At 61.4% G+C, this 23906-nt stretch carries 24 protein-coding genes, 1 other RNA gene and 1 pseudogene; 13 read left to right on the top strand and 13 right to left on the bottom strand.

Annotated features, from left to right (window positions below):
- The first annotated feature begins 73 nt into the window (after positions 1-73).
- Positions 74-1441, top strand: coding sequence for an inorganic triphosphatase (locus KGB07_RS09165; protein WP_046039086.1), 1368 nt, complete (start codon positions 74-76; stop codon positions 1439-1441).
- Between the two features lie 52 nt (positions 1442-1493).
- On the opposite strand, the gene KGB07_RS09160 is transcribed toward KGB07_RS09165, so the two are convergent.
- Positions 1494-1964, bottom strand: coding sequence for an Lrp/AsnC family transcriptional regulator (locus KGB07_RS09160; protein WP_007993158.1), 471 nt, complete (start codon positions 1962-1964; stop codon positions 1494-1496).
- A 126-nt stretch (positions 1965-2090) separates the two neighbouring features.
- On the opposite strand from KGB07_RS09160, the gene KGB07_RS09155 reads away from it, so the two are divergent.
- The 5 genes from KGB07_RS09155 (at position 2091) to KGB07_RS09135 (ending at position 6153) form a co-directional block, all read left to right on the top strand.
- Entirely contained in the window at positions 2091-2429 is a 339-nt protein-coding gene (locus tag KGB07_RS09155; protein ID WP_046039082.1) for a hypothetical protein, read from the top strand.
- A 90-nt stretch (positions 2430-2519) separates the two neighbouring features.
- Positions 2520-4304: a GspE/PulE family protein gene (locus tag KGB07_RS09150; RefSeq protein WP_046039080.1), complete on the top strand. Its 1785-nt coding sequence runs from the start codon at positions 2520-2522 to the stop codon at positions 4302-4304.
- Positions 4305-4388: 84 nt separating this feature from the next.
- A complete protein-coding gene (locus KGB07_RS09145) occupies positions 4389-5309 on the top strand; it encodes an SPFH domain-containing protein (protein ID WP_046039079.1) in 921 nt (306 codons plus the stop codon).
- An 8-nt stretch (positions 5310-5317) separates the two neighbouring features.
- Positions 5318-5767, top strand: coding sequence for an NfeD family protein (locus tag KGB07_RS09140; protein ID WP_046039077.1), 450 nt, complete (start codon positions 5318-5320; stop codon positions 5765-5767).
- Positions 5768-5835: 68 nt separating this feature from the next.
- Positions 5836-6153, top strand: coding sequence for a DUF2388 domain-containing protein (locus KGB07_RS09135; RefSeq protein WP_046039075.1), 318 nt, complete (start codon positions 5836-5838; stop codon positions 6151-6153).
- Between the two features lie 196 nt (positions 6154-6349).
- On the opposite strand, the gene gcvP is transcribed toward KGB07_RS09135, so the two are convergent.
- Complete coding sequence (gene gcvP, locus KGB07_RS09130; RefSeq protein WP_046039073.1) at positions 6350-9223, bottom strand: aminomethyl-transferring glycine dehydrogenase; 2874 nt, start codon at positions 9221-9223, stop codon at positions 6350-6352.
- A 154-nt stretch (positions 9224-9377) separates the two neighbouring features.
- On the opposite strand from gcvP, the gene KGB07_RS09125 reads away from it, so the two are divergent.
- Complete coding sequence (locus tag KGB07_RS09125; RefSeq protein WP_046039542.1) at positions 9378-10520, top strand: DegT/DnrJ/EryC1/StrS family aminotransferase; 1143 nt, start codon at positions 9378-9380, stop codon at positions 10518-10520.
- A 54-nt stretch (positions 10521-10574) separates the two neighbouring features.
- Here the strand turns inward: KGB07_RS09125 and gcvH are convergent, their stop codons facing one another.
- The 9 genes and pseudogenes from gcvH to KGB07_RS09080 all read right to left on the bottom strand — a co-directional run bounded on the left by gcvH (position 10575) and on the right by KGB07_RS09080 (position 19827).
- On the bottom strand, positions 10575-10958 hold the full coding sequence (gcvH, locus tag KGB07_RS09120) for a glycine cleavage system protein GcvH (RefSeq protein ID WP_046039071.1): 384 nt from the start codon (positions 10956-10958) through the stop codon (positions 10575-10577).
- 49 nt (positions 10959-11007) lie between these two features.
- Complete coding sequence (gcvT, locus tag KGB07_RS09115; RefSeq protein ID WP_223465243.1) at positions 11008-12090, bottom strand: glycine cleavage system aminomethyltransferase GcvT; 1083 nt, start codon at positions 12088-12090, stop codon at positions 11008-11010.
- A gap of 156 nt (positions 12091-12246) precedes the next feature.
- Positions 12247-13863, bottom strand: a complete 1617-nt coding sequence (locus KGB07_RS09110; protein WP_046039541.1) for an ABC transporter permease — start codon at positions 13861-13863, stop codon at positions 12247-12249.
- A gap of 215 nt (positions 13864-14078) precedes the next feature.
- Positions 14079-15083, bottom strand: a complete 1005-nt coding sequence (locus KGB07_RS09105) for an extracellular solute-binding protein (RefSeq protein ID WP_046039067.1) — start codon at positions 15081-15083, stop codon at positions 14079-14081.
- Positions 15084-15350: 267 nt separating this feature from the next.
- Positions 15351-16568 (bottom strand): 2-octaprenyl-3-methyl-6-methoxy-1,4-benzoquinol hydroxylase, encoded by a 1218-nt coding sequence (locus tag KGB07_RS09100; protein WP_223465360.1) that lies wholly within the window; start codon positions 16566-16568, stop codon positions 15351-15353.
- 9 nt (positions 16569-16577) lie between these two features.
- Positions 16578-16685: pseudogene (locus KGB07_RS09095) on the bottom strand (tetrameric acyl-CoA thioesterase); the annotation flags it as partial.
- 38 nt (positions 16686-16723) lie between these two features.
- Positions 16724-17911: a 2-octaprenyl-6-methoxyphenyl hydroxylase gene (ubiH, locus tag KGB07_RS09090; RefSeq protein WP_223465241.1), complete on the bottom strand. Its 1188-nt coding sequence runs from the start codon at positions 17909-17911 to the stop codon at positions 16724-16726.
- Complete coding sequence (gene pepP, locus KGB07_RS09085) at positions 17908-19242, bottom strand: Xaa-Pro aminopeptidase (protein WP_046039063.1); 1335 nt, start codon at positions 19240-19242, stop codon at positions 17908-17910. The genes ubiH and pepP overlap by 4 nt, the downstream gene beginning before the upstream one ends.
- A 27-nt stretch (positions 19243-19269) precedes the next feature.
- Complete coding sequence (locus tag KGB07_RS09080; protein ID WP_046039061.1) at positions 19270-19827, bottom strand: YecA family protein; 558 nt, start codon at positions 19825-19827, stop codon at positions 19270-19272.
- Positions 19828-20021: 194 nt separating this feature from the next.
- Here KGB07_RS09080 and KGB07_RS09070 point away from each other — a divergent pair, with 194 nt between their 5' ends.
- The 4 genes from KGB07_RS09070 to KGB07_RS09055 all read left to right on the top strand — a co-directional run bounded on the left by KGB07_RS09070 (position 20022) and on the right by KGB07_RS09055 (position 21446).
- A complete protein-coding gene (locus KGB07_RS09070) occupies positions 20022-20231 on the top strand; it encodes a TIGR02449 family protein (RefSeq protein WP_007982902.1) in 210 nt (69 codons plus the stop codon).
- The gene (locus tag KGB07_RS09065) at positions 20228-20545 is read left to right on the top strand and encodes a cell division protein ZapA (protein WP_007982900.1); all 318 of its coding nucleotides are present in this window, start codon (positions 20228-20230) and stop codon (positions 20543-20545) included. Before KGB07_RS09070 ends, KGB07_RS09065 begins: the two co-directional genes overlap by 4 nt.
- A gap of 30 nt (positions 20546-20575) precedes the next feature.
- A non-coding RNA gene (gene ssrS, locus KGB07_RS09060) (6S RNA) lies at positions 20576-20754 on the top strand.
- A gap of 86 nt (positions 20755-20840) precedes the next feature.
- Positions 20841-21446 (top strand): 5-formyltetrahydrofolate cyclo-ligase, encoded by a 606-nt coding sequence (locus KGB07_RS09055; protein WP_046039060.1) that lies wholly within the window; start codon positions 20841-20843, stop codon positions 21444-21446.
- 35 nt (positions 21447-21481) lie between these two features.
- On the opposite strand, the gene KGB07_RS09050 is transcribed toward KGB07_RS09055, so the two are convergent.
- Entirely contained in the window at positions 21482-21637 is a 156-nt protein-coding gene (locus KGB07_RS09050) for a hypothetical protein (protein WP_007982896.1), read from the bottom strand.
- Positions 21638-21832: 195 nt separating this feature from the next.
- Here KGB07_RS09050 and KGB07_RS09045 point away from each other — a divergent pair, with 195 nt between their 5' ends.
- Entirely contained in the window at positions 21833-22285 is a 453-nt protein-coding gene (locus tag KGB07_RS09045) for an EVE domain-containing protein (protein WP_046039059.1), read from the top strand.
- A 70-nt stretch (positions 22286-22355) separates the two neighbouring features.
- Here KGB07_RS09045 and KGB07_RS09040 read toward each other — a convergent pair whose 3' ends face one another.
- Positions 22356-22763 (bottom strand): flagellar basal body-associated protein FliL, encoded by a 408-nt coding sequence (locus KGB07_RS09040; protein ID WP_032829534.1) that lies wholly within the window; start codon positions 22761-22763, stop codon positions 22356-22358.
- A 150-nt stretch (positions 22764-22913) separates the two neighbouring features.
- On the opposite strand from KGB07_RS09040, the gene KGB07_RS09035 reads away from it, so the two are divergent.
- Positions 22914-23891, top strand: a complete 978-nt coding sequence (locus KGB07_RS09035) for an NADPH:quinone oxidoreductase family protein (protein ID WP_046039058.1) — start codon at positions 22914-22916, stop codon at positions 23889-23891.
- Positions 23892-23906: the final 15 nt, after the last annotated feature.

Here is a 23906-nt window from a genome sequence, read left to right as displayed (position 1 = left end):
AGTCCTGTACACTGCACGACCTTGGCAGCCACACATTCCCCCGGCTGCGCTCCCGATCCTGGATTTTCCGGCCATGCAGAAAGAAACCGAAATCAAACTCCGCGTCAGCCGCGAAACCCTCGCCGCCCTGCGCGAGCACCCGTTACTGAAAAAACGCAACAAAAGTGGCTGGGAACGCCGTGAGTTGATGAACCAGTACTTCGACACGCCCGAGCGCGACCTGGCCCAGGCCAAAGTCGCCCTGCGCCTGCGCAAGGATGGCGAAGAAGTGATTCAGACCCTCAAGACCCGTGGCCAGAGCATCGCCGGCTTGTCCGAGCGTAATGAATTCAACTGGCCCCTGCCCAAGGCCAAGCTCGACCTGAAGAAACTCGACGGCGAATGTTGGCCCGAGGAGCTGGCCGAGCTCGACAAGAAAACCCTGAAGCCGATCTTCACCACCGACTTCGTCCGCGAACGCGCGGAAATCGCCTGGGGTCGCGGCAAGACCAAAGTGGTCATCGAAGCCGCGCTGGACCTGGGTCACGTCGTGGTCGGCAAGCAGAAAGAAGAAATCTGTGAGCTGGAACTGGAACTGCGCGAAGGCGAGCCGGCAGCCCTGCTGGAACTGGCCGCCGAGCTGGCCGAGAAACTGGCCCTGATGCCTTGCGACATCAGCAAGGCCGAGCGCGGTTATCGCCTGTACGACGCCCACAGCTATTCGTTGAGCCTGCCGGCACCGCAGATCACGGCGGAAACACCGCTGGACGACGCGTTCGCCGCGCTGAGCTGGCACTTGCTGGGCAGCAGCCAGCGTCTGGCCGAGCAGTATCGCTTCAACGGCCACTGGCGCCTGTTGCAGGACTGGGTCGAATGCCTCGCGGAAATGCGCGCGCTGATCAGCAGCCTGGGCCAGGCCGCACCACGTCAGTCGACCCACGATCTGCGTATCGCCCTCGATGCCTTGCTGGAAGACTGGCGCCCGCTGGTCCAGGCCGGCCTGGAAGATGAAGACGTGCGCAAAGCCGCACCCGAGCAGTTCCTCGAAGAACTCGAAGATCCGCGCTGGGGCCTGTTCTCCCTGACCACCTCGCGCTGGCTGCTGGCCCGCACCTGGGCCGCCGACCGCAACACCCGTGGCAATCGCCAGGGCGCTGCGCAACTGGGCAGCTGGTTGCCGCGCCTGCTGGGCGAAGAAGCCACTTCGTTGCAACTGCAACGTTACCAGCAACAACCAGAAGACCTGGCCGAGCAACTGCCGCGCATCGAACGCATCCAGGTCTGGCTGCACCATGCGCGCAACGTGCTGGAGATCCCGGAAATGGATCGCCTGTACGGCGAGCTGAACAAACTGGCACAACTGGCCAACGAATCGATCACCGATGAAGTCCTGGATGCCCGCAAGCAGCAGGCGATTGCGGTGTATCAGAACCGTGCCTGGAAGATGTTGCTGCGCCTGTAATACCTTGTGGCGAGGGGGCTTGCCCCCTCGCCACAAAGGCCCTCAAGCATCATCAGCGCACCACCGGCAAACTGGTCGTCGACTTGATCTCCGACAACGCCACGATCGAATTGACCTCCTGAATCCCCGGCACCATCGACAGTTTCTCGAAGAAGAAACGCTCGTAGGCCTCGATGTCCGCCGTGACAATCCGCAGCAAGAAATCCACCGCCCCCATCAGCACGTAACACTCCAGCACCTCCGGAAAGCCGCGAATCGCCTCGGTGAATTCGGTGAAGTTCGAACGCCCGTGGGCATTGAGTTTCACCTCCGCGAAGATCTGTGTGTTCAGTCCGATTTTCTTGCGGTCGAGCAAAGTCACCTGGCCGCGAATGATGCCCTCCTCTTTCATCCGCTGAATCCGCCGCCAGCACGGCGATTGCGAGAGGCCGACCTGCTCGGCGATCTGTGCGCTGGAAAGCGAAGCATCCTCTTGCAGCAAGGCGAGGATCTTGCGGTCGTAGCTGTCCAGTTCGCTTTGCATAAAAAAACCCTTAACCGAGTAACAAGTGAATTGATTTATTCTTCATTTCTGCAATACAGCCAATCATAGAGAAGAAATACCCGGCACAGGATGTAAACATTTCTCCAATGATTTTGGAGCCAGACCATGCCGTATCTCGAAGCCGTGAACACCCCACCTGCCCGCGCCGATGTCTGGAACGTCGGCAACGCCCATTGCCGGGTTCGCTATCAAATGACGGCCGAGGCTGAACCGGACCTGCTGTGTCGCGCCCTCAATCTGTTCGCCTTGCAATTGCTCACGCCGGAACAGGTCAACGCGCAACACCAGGACGACTGGATGACCATCGAAATCGTCATCGACGGTTTGAGCTGGCACCGCGCGCAAGTGATTGCGGAAAAACTTCGTAACCTGATCAGCGTCTGCTCGGTGGAGCTGCAAGAAGCTGATGCCCCATGGGCCGAAGCGGCTCAAGCGGCGGGCTGAAAAACTCCGAAACGGCTTCATCGGGTAGTGGCCCAGCGGTCAGCCTGCTCACGGCTATCCTTTGCGCACTGTCGTTCAAAAGGAGCCCGCATGTCCGTACATCTCGCCTTTCAGGACCGCTGGCTGGATCTCAATGACCTGCTGCGCGAACTGGTCGCCCAAGGCTTTATCAGTCAGGATTCGGCCGAACACGCGCTCAATGCCCGCCGCCGCAACGCCTCCCTTGGCCAAATGCATCCGCTAGAGTTCATTGCCAGCCAACAGCTGGACGATCTCAGCCGTCCCGGCAAACCGCTGGATCTCGAGAGCCTGACCCTGTGGTTATCCCGGCAGGCCGGCCAGCCTTACCTGCGCATCGACCCACTGAAAATCAATGTCGCGGCCGTGACCCCGCTGATGTCCTATGCCTTCGCCCAACGCCACAAGATCCTCGCGGTAGCGATCGACCGCGAGGCGGTGACCGTGGCCAGCGCCCAGCCTTATGTCAGCGGCTGGGAGGCTGACCTGACCCACGTGCTCAAATTGCCGATCAAGCGTGTAGTGGCCAACCCGGTGGACATCCAGCGCTTCAGCGTCGAATTCTTCCGCCTGGCCAAATCGGTCACCGGGGCGAACAGCGCCGACCCGCAAGTCAGTACCCTCGGCAATTTCGAACAGCTGCTCAACCTCGGTGCCAGCGACCAGGAGCCGGACGCCAACGACGCACACATCGTCAACATCGTCGACTGGCTGTTCCAGTACGCGTTCCAGCAGCGCGCCAGCGATATCCACATCGAGCCCCGGCGCGAACAAGGCACGGTGCGCTTTCGCATCGACGGTGTGCTGCACAATGTCTATCAATTCCCGCCCCAGGTCACCATGGCCATCGTCAGTCGCCTGAAAACCCTAGGTCGCATGAACGTCGCCGAGAAACGCAAACCCCAGGACGGCCGGGTGAAAACCAAGACCCCGGACGGCGGTGAAGTCGAACTGCGCTTGTCGACGCTGCCCACGGCCTTCGGCGAAAAAATGGTCATGCGGATCTTCGATCCGGAAGTATTGCTCAAGGATTTCGACCAGCTTGGTTTTTCCGCCGACGACCTGCGCCGCTGGCAAGACATGACCCGCCAGCCCCACGGCATCATCCTGGTCACCGGGCCGACGGGTTCGGGCAAGACCACCACCCTCTACACCACCCTGAAAAAACTGGCGACGCCGGAGGTCAACCTCTGCACCATCGAAGACCCGATCGAAATGGTCGAGCCGGCGTTCAACCAGATGCAGGTCCAGCACAACATCGACCTGACCTTCGCCGCCGGTGTGCGCGCGCTGATGCGGCAAGACCCGGACATCATCATGATCGGCGAGATCCGCGACCTCGAAACCGCGGAGATGGCGATCCAGGCTGCGCTCACCGGGCACCTGGTGCTGTCGACCCTGCACACCAACGATGCACCCAGCGCCATCAGCCGCCTGCTGGAGCTCGGCGTGCCGCATTACCTGATCAAGGCAACGGTGCTCGGCGTCATGGCCCAGCGACTGGTGCGGACCCTGTGCCCGCACTGCAAGGCGCCGCTGACGCTGGGCGAAGACGACTGGCAAACCCTGACCCGTCCTTGGCAAGCACCCTTGCCGACCAATGCCCAGCGAGCCATCGGTTGCGTGGAATGCCGCGACACCGGTTATCGCGGTCGCGCCGGGGTCTACGAAATCATGCAAATGAGCGATGGCATCAAAGCGCTGATCAGTCCTGATACCGATCTGCTGGCCGTGCGGCGCCAGGCATTCAAGGAAGGCATGCGCAGCCTGCGGCTGTCAGGAGCGCAAAAGGTCGGCGCCGGGCTGACGACCATCGAGGAGGTTCTGCGGGTGACGCCCCAGAGTGAGCAGAACTGAGCCCGGCTGTACTTATCCGGCATCGGCACAGCTACACTCCAGCGATTGCAACTCCACAGATCCACACATCAACAAGGAATCGTTATGCAGATCGGTAGTGTGCTTTTGCTTTTTGTCGGCCTGGTGGTCGCCATTCTGTTCATGGGCTTCAAGGTCGTGCCCCAGGGCTTTGAATGGACCGTCGAGCGTTTCGGTCGCTACACCAACACGCTCAAGCCGGGGCTGAACGTCATCATTCCGGTCATGGACCGCATCGGCCGCAAGATGAATGTGATGGAAAGCGTGCTGGATATTCCGCCGCAGGAAGTCATCACCTCCGACAACGCCACTGTGCAAATCGACGCCGTGTGCTTCTTCCAGGTGGTCAACACGGCCCAGGCGGCCTACGAGGTCAACAACCTCGAACACGCTATCCGCAACCTGCTGCAAACCAACATCCGCACCGTGCTCGGCTCGATGGAACTCGACGCCATGCTCAGCCAGCGTGACGGCATCAACGAAAAACTGCTGCGCACCGTCGACGAAGCGACCGCGCCGTGGGGCATCAAGATCACCCGGATCGAGATCAAGGACATCAGCCCACCCGCCGACCTGATGGCAGCGATGTCGGGGCAGATGAAAGCCGAACGGATCAAGCGTGCACAGATCCTCGAGGCCGAAGGTCTGCGTGCCGCAGCGATCCTGACCGCCGAAGGCAAGAAGCAGGCACAGATCCTTGAAGCAGAAGGCAGTCGCCAGGCCGCCTTCCTGGAGTCCGAAGCCCGCGAACGGCAAGCCGCGGCGGAAGCCCAGGCGACCAAAGTGGTGTCCGAAGCCATCGCCAGCGGCAACGTGCAGGCGGTCAATTACTTCGTGGCGCAGAAGTACATCGATGCGCTGGGCAAGCTGGCTTCGGCCAACAACAGCAAAGTGATCCTGATGCCGCTGGAGGCCAGCTCGATGATCGGCGCGGTGGGCGGCATTGGCGAAATCGTCAAGGCCACTTTCGATAACAAGAAAGCCTGAGGCGCGCCATGTGGGCATTTTTACAGCACCTTTCGTTCTGGGACTGGTTGGCGCTGGGCACGGTGCTGTTGATTCTCGAAGTGTTCGGCGCCGGCGGTTACCTGCTGTGGATCGGCATGGCCGCGGCAGCCGTGGGCGTCTTGACCTTCCTGCTGCCGGACCTGTCCTGGGAATGGCAGTTTCTGTTGTTCGGCCTGTTGTCGATCACCACCGCGTTGTACTGGTGGCGGCGTCAGCGCACGGCGATGCGTCCGAGCGATCAGCCGCACCTGAATCTGCGCGGTCAGGAGCTGATCGGCAAAACCTTCGTGGTGCATGAAGCGATTGTCGACGGTCGCGGCAAGATCAAGGTGGCCGACGGCGTGTGGATGGCCCGAGGGCCGGACGCTGCCATTGGCAGCCGCGTACGGGTGGTCGGCCAGCAAGGCGCGATCCTGCTGGTCGAAGCGGAGGAATAGGCAACCACGGAACTCGATTGGGGGTTGGCAATCCAACCGCGTAGTCAACCCAGTGGAGTCACCCTGTCATGCGTTTCAAACTTGCTGTCGCTACCGTCGCGCTGTTGTCCCTGCCTGTCGGTTCGGCGATGGCCGATACTTTTTGGCGTAACGTTCTTACGTCCGGTGCAACCACCGGTTCGAGCTATCTGACATCCAAGGATAACAAGCTGGTCGTCGCAGCCCAGGACGATGCCAGCAGCTTCGTCGCCAGTGATGGCAGTATCCGCGGTCCGTACCTGGAAGCAGCCATGCAGAAAGTCCGCGCCGACAACCCGGGCCTGCAAGCCACGGACATGGAACTGGCGAACGCGATCCTGGCGAAGAATGCCGTGGCACCTAAATAAGCATTGCGAATGAAAAATGCCGCTCAATTGAGCGGCATTTTTTTTGCCTTGCGAACACAAATCCCATGTTCACCGCCCCCCCCCTGTGGGAGCGAGCTTGCTCGCGATAGCGGTGGATCAGTAAAAACTTCATTGACTGCCGAACCGCATTCGCGAGCAAGCTCGCTCCCACAGGGGTTATGTGCATCCTGAAATATCAGCGGTAGTCGTCCACCGGCACACACGCACAAAACAGGTTCCGGTCCCCATACACGTTGTCCACCCGGTTCACCACCGGCCAGTATTTATGCGCCTTGGTGTGCGCGTCCGGCGTGACCGCTTGCACGATGCTGTACGGCCGCTCCCACACGCCAGTGATATCGGCCAACGTATGCGGCGCACCTTTCAGCGGGTTTTCTTCAGCCGGCCAGTTACCGTTCTGCACCTCGTTGATTTCCGCGCGGATGCTCAGCATCGCCCCGATAAAGCGGTCCAGTTCCGCCTTCGACTCGCTTTCGGTCGGTTCGACCATCAGCGTCCCCGGCACCGGAAACGACATGGTCGGGGCATGGAAGCCGTAGTCCATCAAGCGCTTGGCCACGTCCTCCTCGGTAATGCCGGTCAACGCCTTGAGCGGTCGCAGGTCGAGAATGCATTCGTGGGCCACCCGCTCATTGCGCCCGGTGTAGAGCACAGGGAAGGCACCGGACAAATGCCGCGCCAGGTAATTCGCGGCCAGGATCGCCACTTCGCTGGCGTCCGCCAGTTGCGGCCCCATCATCGCGATGTACATCCAGCTGATCGGCAGAATGCTTGCGCTGCCCCAAGGCGCTGCGCTGACCGCGCCATTTTGCGGGTGCGGCCCGTCGATCGGTACCACCGGATGGTTGGCCACGAACGGCGCCAAGTGCGCCCGAACACCAATCGGCCCCATGCCCGGCCCACCGCCACCATGGGGAATGCAGAAGGTCTTGTGCAGGTTCATGTGCGAGACATCGGCACCAATATCGGCCGGCCGCGCCAGCCCGACCTGAGCATTGAGGTTGGCGCCATCCATGTACACCTGCCCCCCGTGCTGGTGGATCACTTCACAGATTTCGCTGATGCCTTCCTCATACACGCCATGGGTCGAAGGATAGGTCGCCATCAGGCAGGCGAGTTTGTCTGCCGCCTGCGCGGCTTTTTCCTTGAGGTCATCCAGGTCGACGTTGCCCGCCTCGTCACACTCGACGATCACCACGCGCATCCCGGCCATTTGCGCCGACGCGGGATTGGTGCCATGAGCCGACGAAGGAATCAGGCAGATATCGCGGCCGCCCTGTTGCCGGCTCTCATGGTATTTGCGGATCGCCAGCAGCCCGGCGTATTCGCCCTGGGCACCGGAGTTGGGCTGCATGCAGATCGCGTCGAAACCGGTGATCGCACACAACCAGCGCTCCAGTTCTTCGATCATCAGCCCATAACCGGCGGCCTGTTCCTTGGGCACGAACGGGTGCAGGTTGGCGAACTGCGGCCAGGTAATCGGGATCATCTCGCTGGTGGCGTTGAGCTTCATGGTGCAGGAGCCCAGCGGGATCATCGATTGATTGAGCGCCAGGTCCTTGTTTTCCAGTTGCTTGAGGTAGCGCAGCATCTCGGTTTCGCTGTGATGGGCGCTGAACACGGGATGGCGCAGATAAGGCGAAGTTCGCGCCAGCCTTTCGGGAATTCCGCCAGGCAAGACTTCGGCATCCAGGTCATCGATGCTGAGCCCGTGATCAGCACCCAGGAACACGTCGAACAGCTTCGCCACGGTACCTTCGTCGCAAGCCTCGTCGAGGCTCAGGCCCAGTTGGCCGCGCCCGAGAATGCGCAGGTTGATCTGCGCGGCCCGGGCACTTTCGATGATCGCGGTCTGGGCTCCGCCGACTTCCAGCGTCAGGGTGTCGAAGAAGTGCCGGTTGACCCGGGTGATACCGTTGCGTTCAAGCCCGGCGGCCAGGATGCATGTCAGCCGATGAACCCGCTGGGCGATCCGCTTGAGCCCTTCCGGGCCGTGGTAGACCGCATAGAAACTGGCGATATTGGCCAGCAGTACCTGGGCCGTGCAGATGTTGGAGTTGGCCTTTTCCCGGCGGATGTGTTGCTCGCGGGTTTGCAGGGCCATGCGCAGGGCGGTGTTGCCCCGCGCATCTTTCGAAACACCAATGATCCGCCCGGGAATTGCTCGCTTGTATTCATCGCGGCTGGCAAAAAATGCCGCGTGAGGCCCGCCGTAGCCCATGGGCACGCCAAATCGCTGGGACGAGCCGAACACCACATCGGCGCCCAGTTCACCCGGCGGGGTCAGCAACAACAGGCTCAGCAAATCCGTGGCGACACAGGCCAGGGCCTGTTGCGCGTGCAGATGATCGATCAGCGGCCGCAGGTCGTGGATTTCACCGTGGGTGTCGGGGTATTGCAGCAACGCGCCGAACACCTGGTGCTGCTTCAAGTTATCCACAGCATCGACGATCAGATCGAAACCGAAACCTTCAGCGCGGGTCTGCACCACGGAAATGGTTTGCGGGTGGCAGTTTTCGTCGACAAAGAACAGGTTGCTTTTCGACTTGGCGACCCGCTTGGCCAAGGCCATGGCTTCTGCCGCAGCGGTGGCCTCATCAAGCAGCGAGGCGTTGGCCAGTTCCAGGCCGGTCAGGTCGATGGTCAGTTGCTGGAAGTTCAGCAGCGCTTCGAGCCGCCCTTGGGCGATCTCCGGTTGGTAGGGGGTGTACGCGGTGTACCAGCCGGGATTTTCCAGCACGTTACGCAAAATGACCGCCGGTGTGAGGGTGCCGTGGTAGCCCATGCCGATCAGGCTGGTCCAGACCTGGTTCTGCTCGGCATAACCGCGCAGCTTGGCCAGCGCGGCCTCTTCATCGAGTGCCGGGGGCAGGTCCAGCGCCCGGTTGAGGCGGATGCCCGGCGGCACCGTTTGCTCGATCAATTCGACCCGACTGCCCAGGCCGAGGCTGTCGAGCATCGCCTGTTGCTCGGCGGCGTCGGGTCCGAGATGGCGGCGCAGAAAGGCATTGGGGTCGCGTAACTGGCTCAGGGACGGCAATTGGGACATGACGGGCTCTCTCTTGACTGGCGCTCGGCGTCGATGCAACACGGTCAAACCAGCATAGCAGTCGATCTTCGCGTGGATGACGTGGCGCGGTCGACCAATCCGGATCATCATGTCCGGCGCCAACTTAATGTCCGCTGATCGGGTGACTGTATTCATGAGCCAACTGCCTTTCCTGCCGTTTTCCAAACCCACCATCGATGAAGCCACGATCGCCGCCGTCGGTGATGTATTGCGCTCGGGCTGGATCACCAGCGGCCCCAAGGTCCAGGCCTTCGAAGCGCAGCTTTCGGAGTATTTTGGCGGGCGCCCGGTGCGCACCTTCAATTCCGGCACCTGCACCATGGAAATCGCCTTGCGGATTGCCGGGGTCGGGCCCGGCGATGAAGTGATCACCACGCCGATTTCCTGGGTGGCCACCGCCAACGTCATCATGGAAGTCGGCGCCACCCCGGTGTTTGCCGACATCGACCCGGTGACCCGCAATATCGATCTCGATCAACTGGAAGCGGCGATTACCCCCCGCACCAAAGCCATCATCCCGGTGTACCTCGCCGGGTTGCCGGTGGACATGACACGTTTGTACACCCTGGCGAAAAAGCACAGCCTGCGGATCGTGGAGGATGCAGCCCAGGCGTTGGGCTCCAGCTGGAACGGCCAGCGCATTGGCTCGACAGGGGATTTCGTGTCCTTCAGTTTCCAGGCGAACAAAAACGTCACCTCCTCCGAGGGCGGTTGCCTGGTGCTGAATACGGCCGAAGAAGTACGACTGGCGGAGAAATACCGGCTGCAGGGCGTTACCCGCAACGGCTTCGACGGCCTGGACGTCGACGTGCTGGGTGGCAAGTTCAACATGACCGACGTCGCCGCAGCCATTGGCCTGGGGCAGTTTGCTCATATCGAAACCATCACCGCTCATCGCCGTGACCTGGCCCGGCACTATTTCGCCTGCTTTGGCGCGGATTTCGAAGCGCAGTACGGGGCGCAACTGCCTCCGGCGGATTTCACCCAAAGCAATTGGCATCTGTTCCAGCTGGTATTGCCGGAGCGCAAGGATGGCAAACCGGCGCGGGCGACTTTCATGGAGCAGATGCAGGCATTGGGTGTCGGGATCGGCTATCACTACCCGCCGATTCACCTGTTGAGCCTGTACCGCGAGCGCGGCTTCAAGGAAGGCATGTTCCCGATCGCTGAGCGGGTCGGTCGGCTGATTGTCTCGCTGCCGATGTTCACGGCGATGAGCAAAGCGGATGTCGAGCGTTCGGTGGCGGCCGTGAAAGCGGTTTTGCGCGACGCCTGAGTCCGCAAATGAAAAAGCCCCGACGGATCGGGGCTTTGGGATGTTGCGTCGGGCTTATTCGCCGATGGCAGCCTGGTAGCCGGCGGCATCCAGCAGTTTTTCCAGCTCGGCGGTGTTGCTTGGCTTGAGCTTGAAAATCCACGCGCCGTACGGATCGGAGTTGAGCAGCTCAGGCTCACCGCTCAGCGCTTCATTGACGGCAATCACTTCACCGCTGATCGGTGCATAAATGTCGGAAGCGGCTTTAACCGATTCAACGACACCCGACTGATCACCGGCAGCAAACACGTTGCCGACTTCAGTCAGCTCGACAAACACCACGTCACCCAGCGCTTCCTGCGCGTGATCGCTGATGCCCACGGTGACGGTGCCATCGGCTTCCAGACGTGCCCATTCGTGACTTTCGGCAAAACGCAGGTCGGCAGGGATATTGCTCATGTTCTGTGTCCTCAGGAAATTGTCAGCGGTCGTTAACCACTGAAAAAGATTAGATCAAGGTTTTGCCGTGGCGTACGAAGGTCGGTTTGACCACCCGGACCGGGTACCACTTGCCACGGATTTCCACTTCAGCGCGGTCGGCTGTTGCCATCGGCACGCGCGCCAGTGCAATCGACTTGCTTAGCGTAGGAGAGAAACTACCACTGGTGATCTCCCCTTCGCCAACATCCGCGATACGAACCACCTGATGAGCACGCAAAACACCGCGCTCCTCAAGGACCAGACCGACCAGTTTGTGCTGTACGCCGGCGGCCTGCTCGACTTCCAGCGCCTTGCGCCCGATGAACTGCCGGGTGGCGGGTTCCCAGGCAATGCTCCAGGCCATATTGGAGGCCAAGGGTGAAATATCCTGCTGGATGTCCTGACCGTAAAGGTTCATGCCGGCTTCGACCCGCAAGGTATCCCGCGCGCCGAGGCCGATGGGAGAAATCCCGGCTCCGACCAGATCGTTGAAAAAGCCTGGCGCCTGATCGGCCGGCAGAATGATTTCCAGGCCGTCTTCGCCGGTATAACCGGTGCGCGCGATGAACCAGTCACCATCGGACAGGCCTTCGAAGGGCTTGAGGAGCTGGATCAGGTTGCCGCGGGGCTGGCTGACCAGTTCGGCAATTTTCTGCCGGGCGTGAGGGCCCTGGATGGCCAGCATCGCCAACTCGGAACGCTCGCGAAGTTGTACGTCGAAACCGTTGAGATGCGCTTGCATCCAGGCCATGTCCTGATCGCGGGTGGAGGCGTTTACCACCAGGCGATAACCCTCATCGAGACGGTAGACGATCATGTCGTCGACGATCCCGCCCTGCTCGTTGAGCATGGTGCTGTACAACGCACGGCCGGGGCTGTGCAGGCGTTCGACATCATTGGCCAGCAAATGCCGGAGCCAGGCTTTGGCCTGGGCGCCGCCGACATCGATTACGGTCATGTGGGATACATCGAAGACACCGCAATCGCGGCGCACCTGATGGTGCTCCTCGACCTGCGATCCATAATGCAGAGGCATGTCCCAACCGCCAAAATCGACCATCTTCGCGCCGAGTGCGAGATGAAGGTCATACAGAGGCGTACGCTGTCCCATGGGTTTCTCCTTCCGGGCGTGGCGAGGGTGCGGGCAGGTGCTGCACGGACTGAATGCTTTGAAACAAAGGGCCTTCAGCCGATTTCAGCTACCTGGTCTGTCAGACGGACCGCACCGAATGCCGCGCATTGTAGCCGCAAGGTGTAGGACTGACACCTAGCTGTTTCGATGTGCCGAACGCCGGATCAATCCAATGACCGGTAACAGCCCGACCAGCACCAGGGTCAATGCCGGTAAAGACGCCCGGGCCCATTCGCCTTCGCTGGTCATTTCGAAGATTCGCACCGCCAGCGTGTCCCAGCCAAACGGGCGCATCAGCAGGGTTGCGGGCATTTCCTTGAGCACGTCGACGAACACCAGCAGCGCGGCGCTCAACGTGCCGGGTAGCAATAATGGTAGATACACTTTGAAAAACAGTCGTGGCCCACTGACGCCAAGGCTACGTGCCGCTTCGGGCAAAGATGGCCGTATACGCGCCAGGCTGCTTTCCAGTGGCCCGTAGGCCACCGCAATGAAGCGCACCAGATAGGCCAGCAACAACGCCGACAGACTGCCCAGCAGCAGCGGCTTGCCCGCGCCACCGAGCCAGCTCGATAGCGGGATCACCAGTTCGCGATCCAGGTAACTGAACGCCAGCATGATCGACACCGCCAGCACCGAACCGGGCAAGGCATAACCCAGGTTGGCCAGACTGATCCCGGAACGAATGACCCGGGTGGGTGCCAGTCGTCGGGCAAACGCCAGTAACAAGGCGACGCTGACGGTGATCAACGCCGCCATCGCCCCCAGGTACAAGGTATGGACGATCAACCCGGTGTAGCGCTCGTCGAGATCGAAGCGCCCGCGCAGCCAGAACCACACCGCTAATTGCAGCATCGGGATAACGAAGGCGCAGGCGAACACCAGGCCGCACCACGTCATGGCCGCCAGTGCCTTGACGCCTCGCAGGTGATACAGCGCCTTGACCCGTGGTCGCTCGTTGCTCGCCCGGTTGGCTCCGCGGGCACGCCGTTCGCCGTAGAGCACCAGCATCACCACCAGCAGCAACAGGCTGGCCAGTTGCGCGGCGGACGACAGGCTGAAAAAACCGTACCAGGTCTTGTAGATGGCCGTGGTGAAGGTATCGAAGTTGAACACCGACACAGCGCCGAAGTCCGCCAGGGTTTCCATCAGTGCCAATGCCACGCCCGCGCCGATGGCTGGTCGCGCCATGGGCAACGCCACCCGCCAGAACGCTTGCCAGGGCGATTGGCCAAGGACCCGCGCCGCTTCCATCAGGCCTTTGCCTTGGGCGAGGAAGGCGGTGCGCGCCAGCAGATAGACATAGGGATAGAAAACCAGCACCAGCACCACAATCACACCGCCCGTGGAACGCACGCGCGGCAGCCGCAGACCACTGCCAAACCACTCCCGCAGCAGGGTCTGCACGGGTCCGGCGAAATCCAGCAGGCCGACGAAGACGAAGGCCAGCACATAGGCTGGGATCGCGAAAGGCAGCATCAGCGCCCAGTCCAGCCAGCGCCGGCCGGGGAATTCGCAAAGGCTGGTGAGCCAGGCGAGGCTGACCCCCAGGACTGTCACGCCGACACCGACGCCTAGCACCAGGGTCAGGGTATTGCCCAGCAAACGCGGCATCTGTGTGTCCCAGAGATGGGACCAGATCTGTTGATCGATGGTTTGCCAGGAAAACAGCAGGACACTCAGGGGCAACAGGACCAGCGCAGCGATGGCGAAGACGACTGGATACCAGCGGCGTTGGGCGGGATGGGCCAAGGAAAAGCTCTCTGAAATGACGAAGCCTGCCATGGTACATCGGCAGGCTTCATTCTGTGGCGAGGGGGCTTGCCCCCGTTGGGCTGCGAAGCAGTCCTGAAATTAACGACTTCACCACTTCAGGCAAGACACGTCTGGCAATTTTACGACCGCTGCGCGCTCGAACGGGGGCAAGCCCCCTCGCCACAGGTTAGCGTCCTGAAGTGTAAGATGCCTCAGTTCCAGCCAGCCTTGTCCATCAGGCGAATCGCCTCGGCCTGGCGCTTGCCGGCGATTTCCACAGGCAAGGTGTCAGCGATGAACTTGCCCCATGCGGCGACTTCAGCCGATGGCTGCACGGCAGGGTTCGCCGGGAACTCCTGGTTCACGTCGGCAAAGATTTTCTGCGCTTCAGGGGTGGTCATCCACTCCACCAAGGCCTTGGCCGCTTCCGGGTGCGGCGCGTGCTGTGTCAGGCCGATACCCGACAGGTTGATGTGTACGCCACGGTCAGCCTGGTTCGGCCAGAACAGTTTCACCGGCAGGTCTGGCTTCTGCTTGTGCAGGCGGCCGTAGTAGTAGGTGTTGACGATACCGACGTCGCACTGGCCGGCGTTGATCGCTTCCAGCACGGCGGTGTCGTCGGAGAACACGTCAGTGGACAGGTTCTTGACCCAGCCCTTGAGGATTTCCTCGGTCTTCTCGGCGCCGTGCACTTCGATCATGGTCGCGGTCAGGGACTGGTTGTAGACCTTCTTCGCCGTGCGCAGGCACAGGCGGCCTTCCCATTGCTTGTCGGCCAGCGCCTCGTAGGTGGTCAGCTCACCCGGTTTCACCCGATCAGTGGAGTAGGCGATGGTCCGCGCACGCAGGCTCAGGCCGGTCCAGGCATGGGAGGCGGCCCGGTATTGCAGCGGAATGTTGGCGTCGACGGTTTTCGAGGTGAACGGCTGGAGGATGCCCATCTGCTCGGCCTGCCAGAGGTTGCCAGCATCGACGGTGAGCAGCAGGTCGGCCGGCGTATTCGCGCCTTCGGCCTTGAGCCGCTGCATCAGCGGCGCTTCCTTGTCGGTGATGAACTTCACCTTCACGCCGGTCTTGGCGGTGTAGGCATCGAATACTGGCTTGATCAGCTCGTCGATTCGCGAGGAGTAGACCACCACCTCGTCAGCGGCCTGGGCGGCGGTGCTGCCGATCAGGGTCAAGGCCAGTGCAGTCAGTAGACGCTTCGGTGCCAACATGGGAGCGGTCTCTCGATTGAAAAATGAGGGCAAATGATAAGGACTCACATTTAGCTTCTCAATCGAAGCTGGCCGTAGAGGAGTTACCGGATGTTGCACAGGCAGTTTGGCTGACCATTGTGGCGAGGGGGCTTGTCGGAACGCCGCATCGCCCCGTTGGACTGCGAAGCAGTCCTGGCATTTATCCAGATAAATCCTGCAATCCGGTCTGCGACCACTTCGCGCTCGAACGGGGGCAAGCCCCCTCGCCACAGGGCCATGCTCACTTCAGGGTTTGGCGAGCGCCGGTAAATCCCCGGTCAACCCCAGCGCTTCACGCACGAACAACGCCTTGGCCTCGGGCATCTTCTCAACCAGTTTCAACCCGGTATTACGTAACCAGCGCACAGGCAGCGGATCGGCCTGGAACAAGCGCTCGAAGCCTTCCATCGCCGCCATCAGCGCCAGGTTGTGGGGCATGCGTCGACGCTCGTAACGGCTGAGGACTTTCACATCCGCCAGGCGTTCGCCACGTGTTGCCGCTTGCAGCAACACTTCGCCCAGCACGGCGGCATCGAGGAATCCGAGATTCACCCCTTGCCCGGCCAACGGGTGAATGGTGTGGGCCGCATCGCCGATCAATGCCAGGCCTTCAGCCACATAACGCTTGGCATGCCGCTGGCGCAGAGGCACACACAGGCGCGGGTCGGCGCTAAGTACCTCGCCGAGTCGACCTTCAAAGGCCCGCTCCAGCTCCTTGCAGAAACCTTGTTCATCCATCGCCATCAGGCGTTCGGCTTCGCCGGGTGTGGTCGACCAGACGATCGAACACCAATCCTGTTGGCCATCCCGCTCAAGGGGCAGAAACGCCAACGGACCGTTATCGGTGAAGCGTTGCCAGGCCGTCATCTGATGCGGCTTGGCGCAACGCACGCTGGTGACGATGGCATGGTGCAGATAATCCCATTCGCGGGTCGCCACACCGGCCAGGCGTCGCACCGCCGAGTTGGCGCCATCCGCCGCGATCACCAGCGGCGCGCGCAGGGTGCGGCCGTCGGCCAGGGTCAGCAGCCAGTCATCACCGGAGCGGCGCATCTGCTCCAGGCGAGCATTGGCCAGCAGCCCCAGGTCGCAATCGTGCAGGCGCTCGAGCAAGGCATCCTGAACCACGCGGTTCTCGACGATATGCCCCAGCACCTCGGCATGCACACTGGCCGCCGAGAAGTGGATTTGCCCGGTGCCGCTGCCATCCCAGACCTGCATATCAGTGTAGGGGCTGCTGCGCCGCCCGGCGATGCCGTCCCACACGCCCAGGCGCTCGAGAATCCGCTGGCTGGCGGCCGACAAGGCGCTCACCCGCGGTTCAAACGCAGCCTGAGCGTTGAACGGTTTGACGCTCATGGGGCTGCCGTCCAGCAGCAGGACTTCCAGCCCGCTGTCCTGCAACGCCAGCGCCAGGGCGCTGCCAACCATTCCGGCCCCGACAATCAGCAGATCTGCGCGCATTTCCATGCTTTAAGCCTGTCTCTCTTGCGGCCTGAGCCGCACGTAAAGGGTTTTCCCGACCCGCGCCACCAGGTGGCAGGAGCCGTCATGAATGTCGAACCTGCAAGGCAGGTATTTTTATCAATCGCGCCATGCCGAATCGGCGGATCAGCCAGTCACGCATCTGAACGGGTACCCAACCCCATCGCCTGCCGGGCAAACCAGCGTTTGGCCGGTGGCAGCAGATCGAGGCCGAGCAGGCCGATGTTGCGCCCCAGGGACACCAGCGGCTGGGTGCTGCCGAACAGGCGCGTGACCTGATCGGAGAAGCCCACGGTGAGGTCCTGATCGAGACGCTGGCGTTCGCGATAGGCCTGCAACGTGGCGAAGTCGCCCAATGGTTTTTCGCTGGCGAGCAAGGCATCGGCCAGGGCCTGGGCATCGCGCAGGGACAGGTTGAACCCCTGGCCGGCAATCGGATGCAGGCTGTGCGCCGCGTTGCCGAGAATCGCCAGATGCGGGCGCACCTGCTCTTCGGCCTCGACCAGCGTCAGCGGATACAGATGCCGCGCACCCACCTGCTTCAAGGTACCGAGGCGATAACCGAACACACCCTGCAACTCGCTGAGGAAGCTGCGCTCATCGAGGGCCGCCAGGCGTTGCGCGTCCATGCCCAGGCGGGTCCAGACCAGTGCGCAGCGATTATCCGGAAGCGGCAGCAACGCCATCGGGCCTTCGTCGGTGAAACGTTCAAAGGCCATGCCGTTGTGCGCTTCGCTCGGGGTGATGTTGGCGATCAGCGCGCTCTGGTTGTACGGACGCTTGCGGATGCCGATCCCCAGTTGCTCGCGCAAACCGGAGCGTCCGCCATCGGCGAGCACCGCGAGGTCGCACTCCAGGGTGGTTTCATCGTTCAGGGTCAGGCGGTAGCCGTCGGTCAGCGGCTCCATGCGGGTGACTTCCGCCGGGCAGCGCCAACTGATCACGTCCTTGTCCAGGCCTTGCCACAGGCATTGGCCGAGCCAGGCGTTTTCAACGACATAACCCAGCGCTGGAACCCCCTCTTCCATCGCCGACAACCGCGCCGTCGAGAACCGACCACGGTCGGAAACATGAATCTGCTTGATCGGCTCGGCGCGGCGAGAGACTTCCTGCCAGACGCCCAGCCGTTGATAGACTTGTCGCGAACCGAAGGACAACGCCGAGGAACGGGCATCGTAACTCGGTTGATAGCTGTCGCCAGGGGCGAACGGCTCGATCAACACGATCTTCCAGCCTCGGGCCTTGGCGCCGGCCTGAAGCGCCAGTGCCAGGCTTGCACCGACCAGCCCGCCACCGATGATAGCCAGGTTGACTCGACTCATGCTGCCTGTGTCCGCGCCGCGGCCATCAGGGCCTCGATTTCGGCGACGGTTTTCGGCACGCCGTTCGTCAATATTTCACAGCCGGTTTTGGTGACCACTACGTCGTCCTCGATGCGCACGCCAATGCCGCGCCATTTCTTCGCAACATTCTGGTTGTCCGGGGCGATATAGATCCCCGGCTCCACGGTCAACGCCATGCCGACTTCCAGCACGCGCCACTCGCCGCCTACCTTGTATTCGCCGACGTCATGCACATCCATGCCCAGCCAATGGCCGGCGCGGTGCATGTAAAACGCCTTGTAGGCTTCGCTGGCGATCAGTTCGTCAACGTCGCCCCGCAGCAGACCCAGCTTGACCAGCCCGGCCGTGATGACCCGGACCGTGGCCTCGTGCGCCTGATTCCAGTGCTTGTTCGGGGCGATTTCAGCAAAGGCGGCTTCCTGGGAGGCCAGCACCAATTCGTAAATCGCTTTCTGTTCCGCTGAATACTTGCCGCTGACCGGAAAGGTCCGGGTGATGTCGCTGGCGTAGCAGTCGATCTCGCAACCGGCGTCGATCAGCACCAGATCCCCGTCCTTGAGTAGCGCGTCATTCTGCTGGTAATGCAGGATGCAGCTGTTGCGCCCCGCCGCGACGATCGACCCGTAGGCCGGCATCTTCGCCCCGCCCTTGCGGAATTCGTAATCGAGCTCGGCTTCCAGGCTGAATTCGTGCAATCCGGAGCGACAGGCCTGCATTGCCCGTACGTGCGCCTGGGCGGAAATCCGCGCCGCCTCGCGCATCACTTTCACTTCTGCCGCCGATTTATACAGGCGCATGTCATGCAGCTGATGATCCAGGGCAACGAATTCGTTCGGCGGCTGGGCACCGAGGTTGGCCTTGGAGCGGATCACGTTGATCCACTCCATCAGGTGGCGGTCGAATTCGGGGTTGCTGCCCATGGCCGAATACACCCGGTCACGGCCTTCGATCAGGCCCGGCAGGATGTCGTCGATATCGGTGATCGGAAAGGCGTCGTCGGCGCCGAAGTCGCGAATCGCGCCTTCCTGCCCGGCACGCAGGCCATCCCACAGCTCGCGCTCGGCGTTGCGTTCGCGGCAGAACAGGATGTATTCGCCATGTACGCGCCCCGGCATCAGCACCAGTACGGCCTGAGGCTCGGGAAAACCGCTGAGGTACTGGAAGTCGCTGTCCTGGCGGTAGACGTGCTCGACGTCGCGGTTACGAATGGCCACCGCGGCGGCGGGCAGGATGGCGATGCTGTTGGGTTCCATCTGCGCCATCAGGGCCTTGCGGCGACGGCTGTATTCCGATTTCGGGATGTGGATCATGGGCAGATGGTTTTCCCTGTCTTACGATTAGTGCAAAGACGGTTTGGCGGCGGCCGGCACGTCTTTTTTGGTCTCGGAGAACAGCAGCAGCGGTGCGACGCGCAGGTACTCCATGACTTCCATATAGTCGTTTTCGCCGTCGTCGGACTCTTCCAGGGCATCTTGCACCTGGGAAATGGCCGCCAGATCCTGCAGCACCTCGGTTGCCTCGGTGCTCAGGGCGCTGCTGTCACGGCAGTTCAAGCCAAAGCCACTGAGGAAGCCCTGGCACCACTCGCCCAGTGCAGCGGCACGCTCGGTGAGCGGAGCGTCGTCGGTGGGCAACAGCAGAACGACGGTCACGTCATCGCCGGTGAGCTCGCCTTTTACCATCGCTTGCAGGCCGATCAGGGCGTTGCGAACGTTGTCCTGCGGCTCGCTTTCGAGCAGTTCGGCGGCGTCGATCAGCCAGCCTTCGGCGTCGAAACCGGCGCCGGCGCAGCTGCGGCCGAGCAACAGGCCGTGCAGTTCAGCAGGCGAGACGTTGTGACCGCTGGAAGTCAGCAGGGTGGCGAAGGCTTGGTACGGGGAATTCTGAATGGTCATGGGCAGCTAGGCGCCAGACGGCGCTATGTCTAGAATGAAGGCCTTGTATCCTACATCGACTACCCCTGTAGGAGCGAGCTTGCTCGCGATGGTCGTCAACGATAACGCTGGGTACCTGACACCCCGCGGCGTTCTCAGGTTCATCGCGAGCAAGTTCGCTCCTACAGTCCAACACCCATCAGACAGTGAAGACAATGGAAGACACCGACCTGCAAGCGCTGATGGCCAGACTCGAGCTGCTGATTACCCGAGTCGAGCAACTTAAGAGTCAAAACGGACTCTTACTAGCTCAGGAAAAGACCTGGCGCGAGGAACGCGCGCACCTCATTGAAAAAAACGAAATCGCCCGGCGTAAGGTCGAATCGATGATTTCGCGCCTCAAGGCCCTGGAGCAAGACTCATGAGTTCAAGCAATAGCGTCACCGTGCAGATCCTCGACAAAGAGTATTCGATCATCTGCCCTCAGGAAGAGCGCAGTAATCTGGTCAGCGCCGCCCGTTATCTGGACGGCAAGATGCGCGAGATCCGCAGCAGCGGCAAAGTCATCGGCGCCGACCGTATCGCCGTGATGGCCGCGCTGAACATCACCCACGACCTGCTGCACAAGGAAGAACGCCCGGATATCCAGGCCAGCGGATCGACCCGCGAACAGGTGCGTGACCTGCTCGATCGCGTCGATCTGGCACTCGCCACCGATCCGGACGTCACCAAAGGCTGATTCGCGTCGCCGCTTGCGGTATAATCCCCTCACTCCCTGGGGTGCTTGCCAGTTGGCGATGTCCCTGAGCCGATTTGCTATACCCTGGAGGTTGCACGTTGGGCTGGTGTGCATGTCCGCTAGACGGAAAGCCTTAAAGCCTACTGCATCTTCCACCTTGAACTTTCGGGTTCAAGGGCTAAGTTGACAGCGGCACATTCGGGGAGCCTGATTTCAGTCCAATGCCGGTTTTGATACCGGCATTGGCGTTTTTACGGGTACGCTTCACGTATCCGCATTGTTGAAGCCCGAATACATGACCGAACCTGCGCTGCTCCCCCGCCCGCAACTTCGACGCATGCTGCGCAAGGCCCGCCGCGCACTGACTCCCAGTCAGCAGCGCCAGGCCGCTCGCGGGCTGTACAAGCAATTGGCCCAGCAACCGCTGTTCCGCCGCGCCAGACACATCTCGCTCTACCTGCCCACCGACGGTGAAATCGATCCGCGCCTGTTGCTGCGCGCCGCACAGCGCCGGGGCAAAGCCACCTATCTACCGGTGCTGAGCGCCTGGCCGCGAACCAAAATGGTGTTCCAGCGCATCCGTCCCGGGGAAAAACTCAAACCCAACCGCTTCCGCATTCTCGAACCACGGGCCAACCTCGCCCGGCAGCGCAAGATCTGGGCGCTGGATCTGGTGCTGTTGCCATTGGTGGGTTTTGACGATGTAGGCGGACGCCTGGGGATGGGCGGTGGCTTCTACGATCGGAGCCTGGCCTACCTGGCGCGACGAAATGACTGGCGCAAGCCGACGCTGTTGGGGCTGGCCCATGAATGTCAGAAGGTGGAGCGATTGGCTCAAGCGAGCTGGGATGTGCCGCTGCAAGGAACGGTGACGGACAAGGCCTGGTATTACGCAGGCTAGACGCCACTTCGATCAGCGGCGCCGAGGCAACAGGATCAGCGCTTGAAGGCGGTCGACTGTTGCTGCAGTTGGGCGAGCTCGACCGGTGCATCGGTCTTGTTGGCCCACAGGCTTTGGGCATAGCCAGTGGTCACGACACCAAGGCCAAACAAAATGACCAAAATCCATAGTAAATCCGGTTTGCGTTTCATCGATTGCCCCCCAAAGGCACATCAACACGATGACAGCAGCGGTTTCCGTTTGTAGGCCGTGCAGCAGCGTCAAGCTCTAAAGGCCGGCATTTTGCGGCAACGTGAACCGCTGCGCAAATGCTGACGTCAACCGACTGTCGGTTTGTCATAAAATCGCCGACAAGCTGCTCAATCACCACGCAAGGAGCAAAAGACATGGCCTATTGGCTGATGAAATCCGAGCCCGACGAACTCTCGATCAAAGGGCTGGAAAAGCTCGGCAAAGCGCGCTGGGATGGGGTTCGCAACTATCAGGCACGCAATTTCCTGCGGGCCATGGCGGTGGGGGATGAGTTCTTTTTCTATCACTCCAGCTGCCCTGAACCGGGCATCGCCGGAATTGGCAGGATTGTCGAAGCCGCGTACCCGGACCCGACGGCGCTAGAACCGGAAAGTCATTACTACGACCCCAAGGCAACTACGGACAAAAACGCCTGGAGCGCGATCGATGTCGCGCATGTCGAGTCGTTTGCCCGGGTGCTGAAACTGGATTATCTGAAGCAGCAGACGGCGCTGGCCGAGTTGCCGCTGGTGCAGAAAGGCTCGCGGTTGTCGGTGATGCCAGTGACGGCGGAGCAGTGGGCGGCGGTGATTGCTTTAAAGCCCTGAGCCATTTATCGCCTGGACAGGCCTCATCGCGAGCAATCTCGCGATGACGTCAAATCAAGCAATAGAAGTCTTACTGAATGATCAAGTTGTTAAACAACAGATCCTCAACCACCGGCTTGCCGGTTTCGTCGTTCATCACCTGCTGGGTCTGCTTCAACGCTTCCTGACGCAGCTTTTCCTTGGCCTCGACATTGTTCATCGTCTCGGTGGTCTGCTGGGCGAACAGCGCGACCAATTGATTGCGGATCAACGGCTCATTGGCCTTCACCGCCTTGGCGGCCTCGTCACCGGTCACCCGCAACGCCACGTCGGCCTTGTAGACCTTGAGTTTCGGCGTGCCGTCCAGCCCGTAGTTACCCACGAACGGCGGGCTCAGGGTGATGTAGCTGACCTTCGGAGCAGCATCTTCTTTGGCTTCTTCGGCCACCGCTGCCACAGGCAGGGACAGGGCCAGCATCAACATGATCCACGCTTTCAAAATTCGCTCCTTATCCGGTTTGCGGCCTAGCATAACGACCCGCCGCGCAAGCACAAGCTTATGGCTGACTATCAGGGCCGGGCATGCTCGTTGACCCGCCGACCCATACACCTACACTTATCGGCCATCACTCCCAAAGGAATAGCCCTGATGAAAGCCGTGCTGTGCAAAGCCTTCGGCCCTGCCGAATCGCTGGTGCTGGAAGACGTCGCCAGTCCTGTCGCGAAGAAGAACGAAATCCTGCTGGACGTGCACGCCGCCGGGGTGAACTTCCCCGACACGTTGATCATCGAGGGCAAATACCAGTTCAAGCCGCCCTTCCCGTTTTCACCGGGTGGTGAAGCGGCCGGCGTGGTCAGCGCAGTGGGTGAAAAAGTCAGCCACCTGAAAGTCGGTGACCGGGTCATGGCCCTGACCGGCTGGGGCAGCTTTGCCGAGCAGGTTGCCGTGCCGGGCTACAACGCGCTGCCGATCCCGCCATCGATGGACTTCAACACTGCCGCCGCCTTCAGCATGACCTACGGCACCTCGATGCACGCCCTCAAGCAGCGCGGCAACCTGCAACCGGGCGAAACCCTGCTGGTACTTGGCGCCTCCGGCGGTGTCGGCCTGGCGGCGGTGGAAATCGGCAAAGCCATGGGCGCCCGGGTGATCGCCGCGGCCAGCAGCGCAGAGAAACTCGCCGTGGCCAAGGCCGCCGGCGCCGACGAACTGATCAACTACAGCGAAACCAGCCTGAAGGACGAAATCAAACGCCTGACCGACGGCCAGGGTGCCGACGTGATCTACGACCCGGTGGGCGGCGACCTGTTCGACCAGGCGATCCGCGCCATTGCCTGGAACGGCCGCCTGCTGGTGGTCGGCTTCGCCAGCGGGCGCATTCCCGAGCTGCCGGTCAACCTGGCCCTGCTCAAGGGCGCGGCAGTGCTCGGCGTGTTCTGGGGCTCGTTCGCCCAACGCCAGCCACAAGACAATGCGGCGAACTTCCAGCAGTTGTTTAGCTGGTTTGCCGAAGGCAAATTGAAGCCCCTGGTGTCGCAGGTTTATCCGCTGAGCAATTCAGCCCAAGCCATCAATGATCTTGGCCAGCGTAAAGCGGTCGGGAAAGTGGTGGTGCAGGTTCGCTGAATCACTATCTGCAAT

The organism is Pseudomonas sp. GL-RE-26 (assembly GCF_019956275.1).
GTDB lineage: Bacteria > Pseudomonadota > Gammaproteobacteria > Pseudomonadales > Pseudomonadaceae > Aquipseudomonas > Aquipseudomonas grandcourensis.
This window is presented reverse-complemented; position numbering and strand designations above follow the sequence as displayed.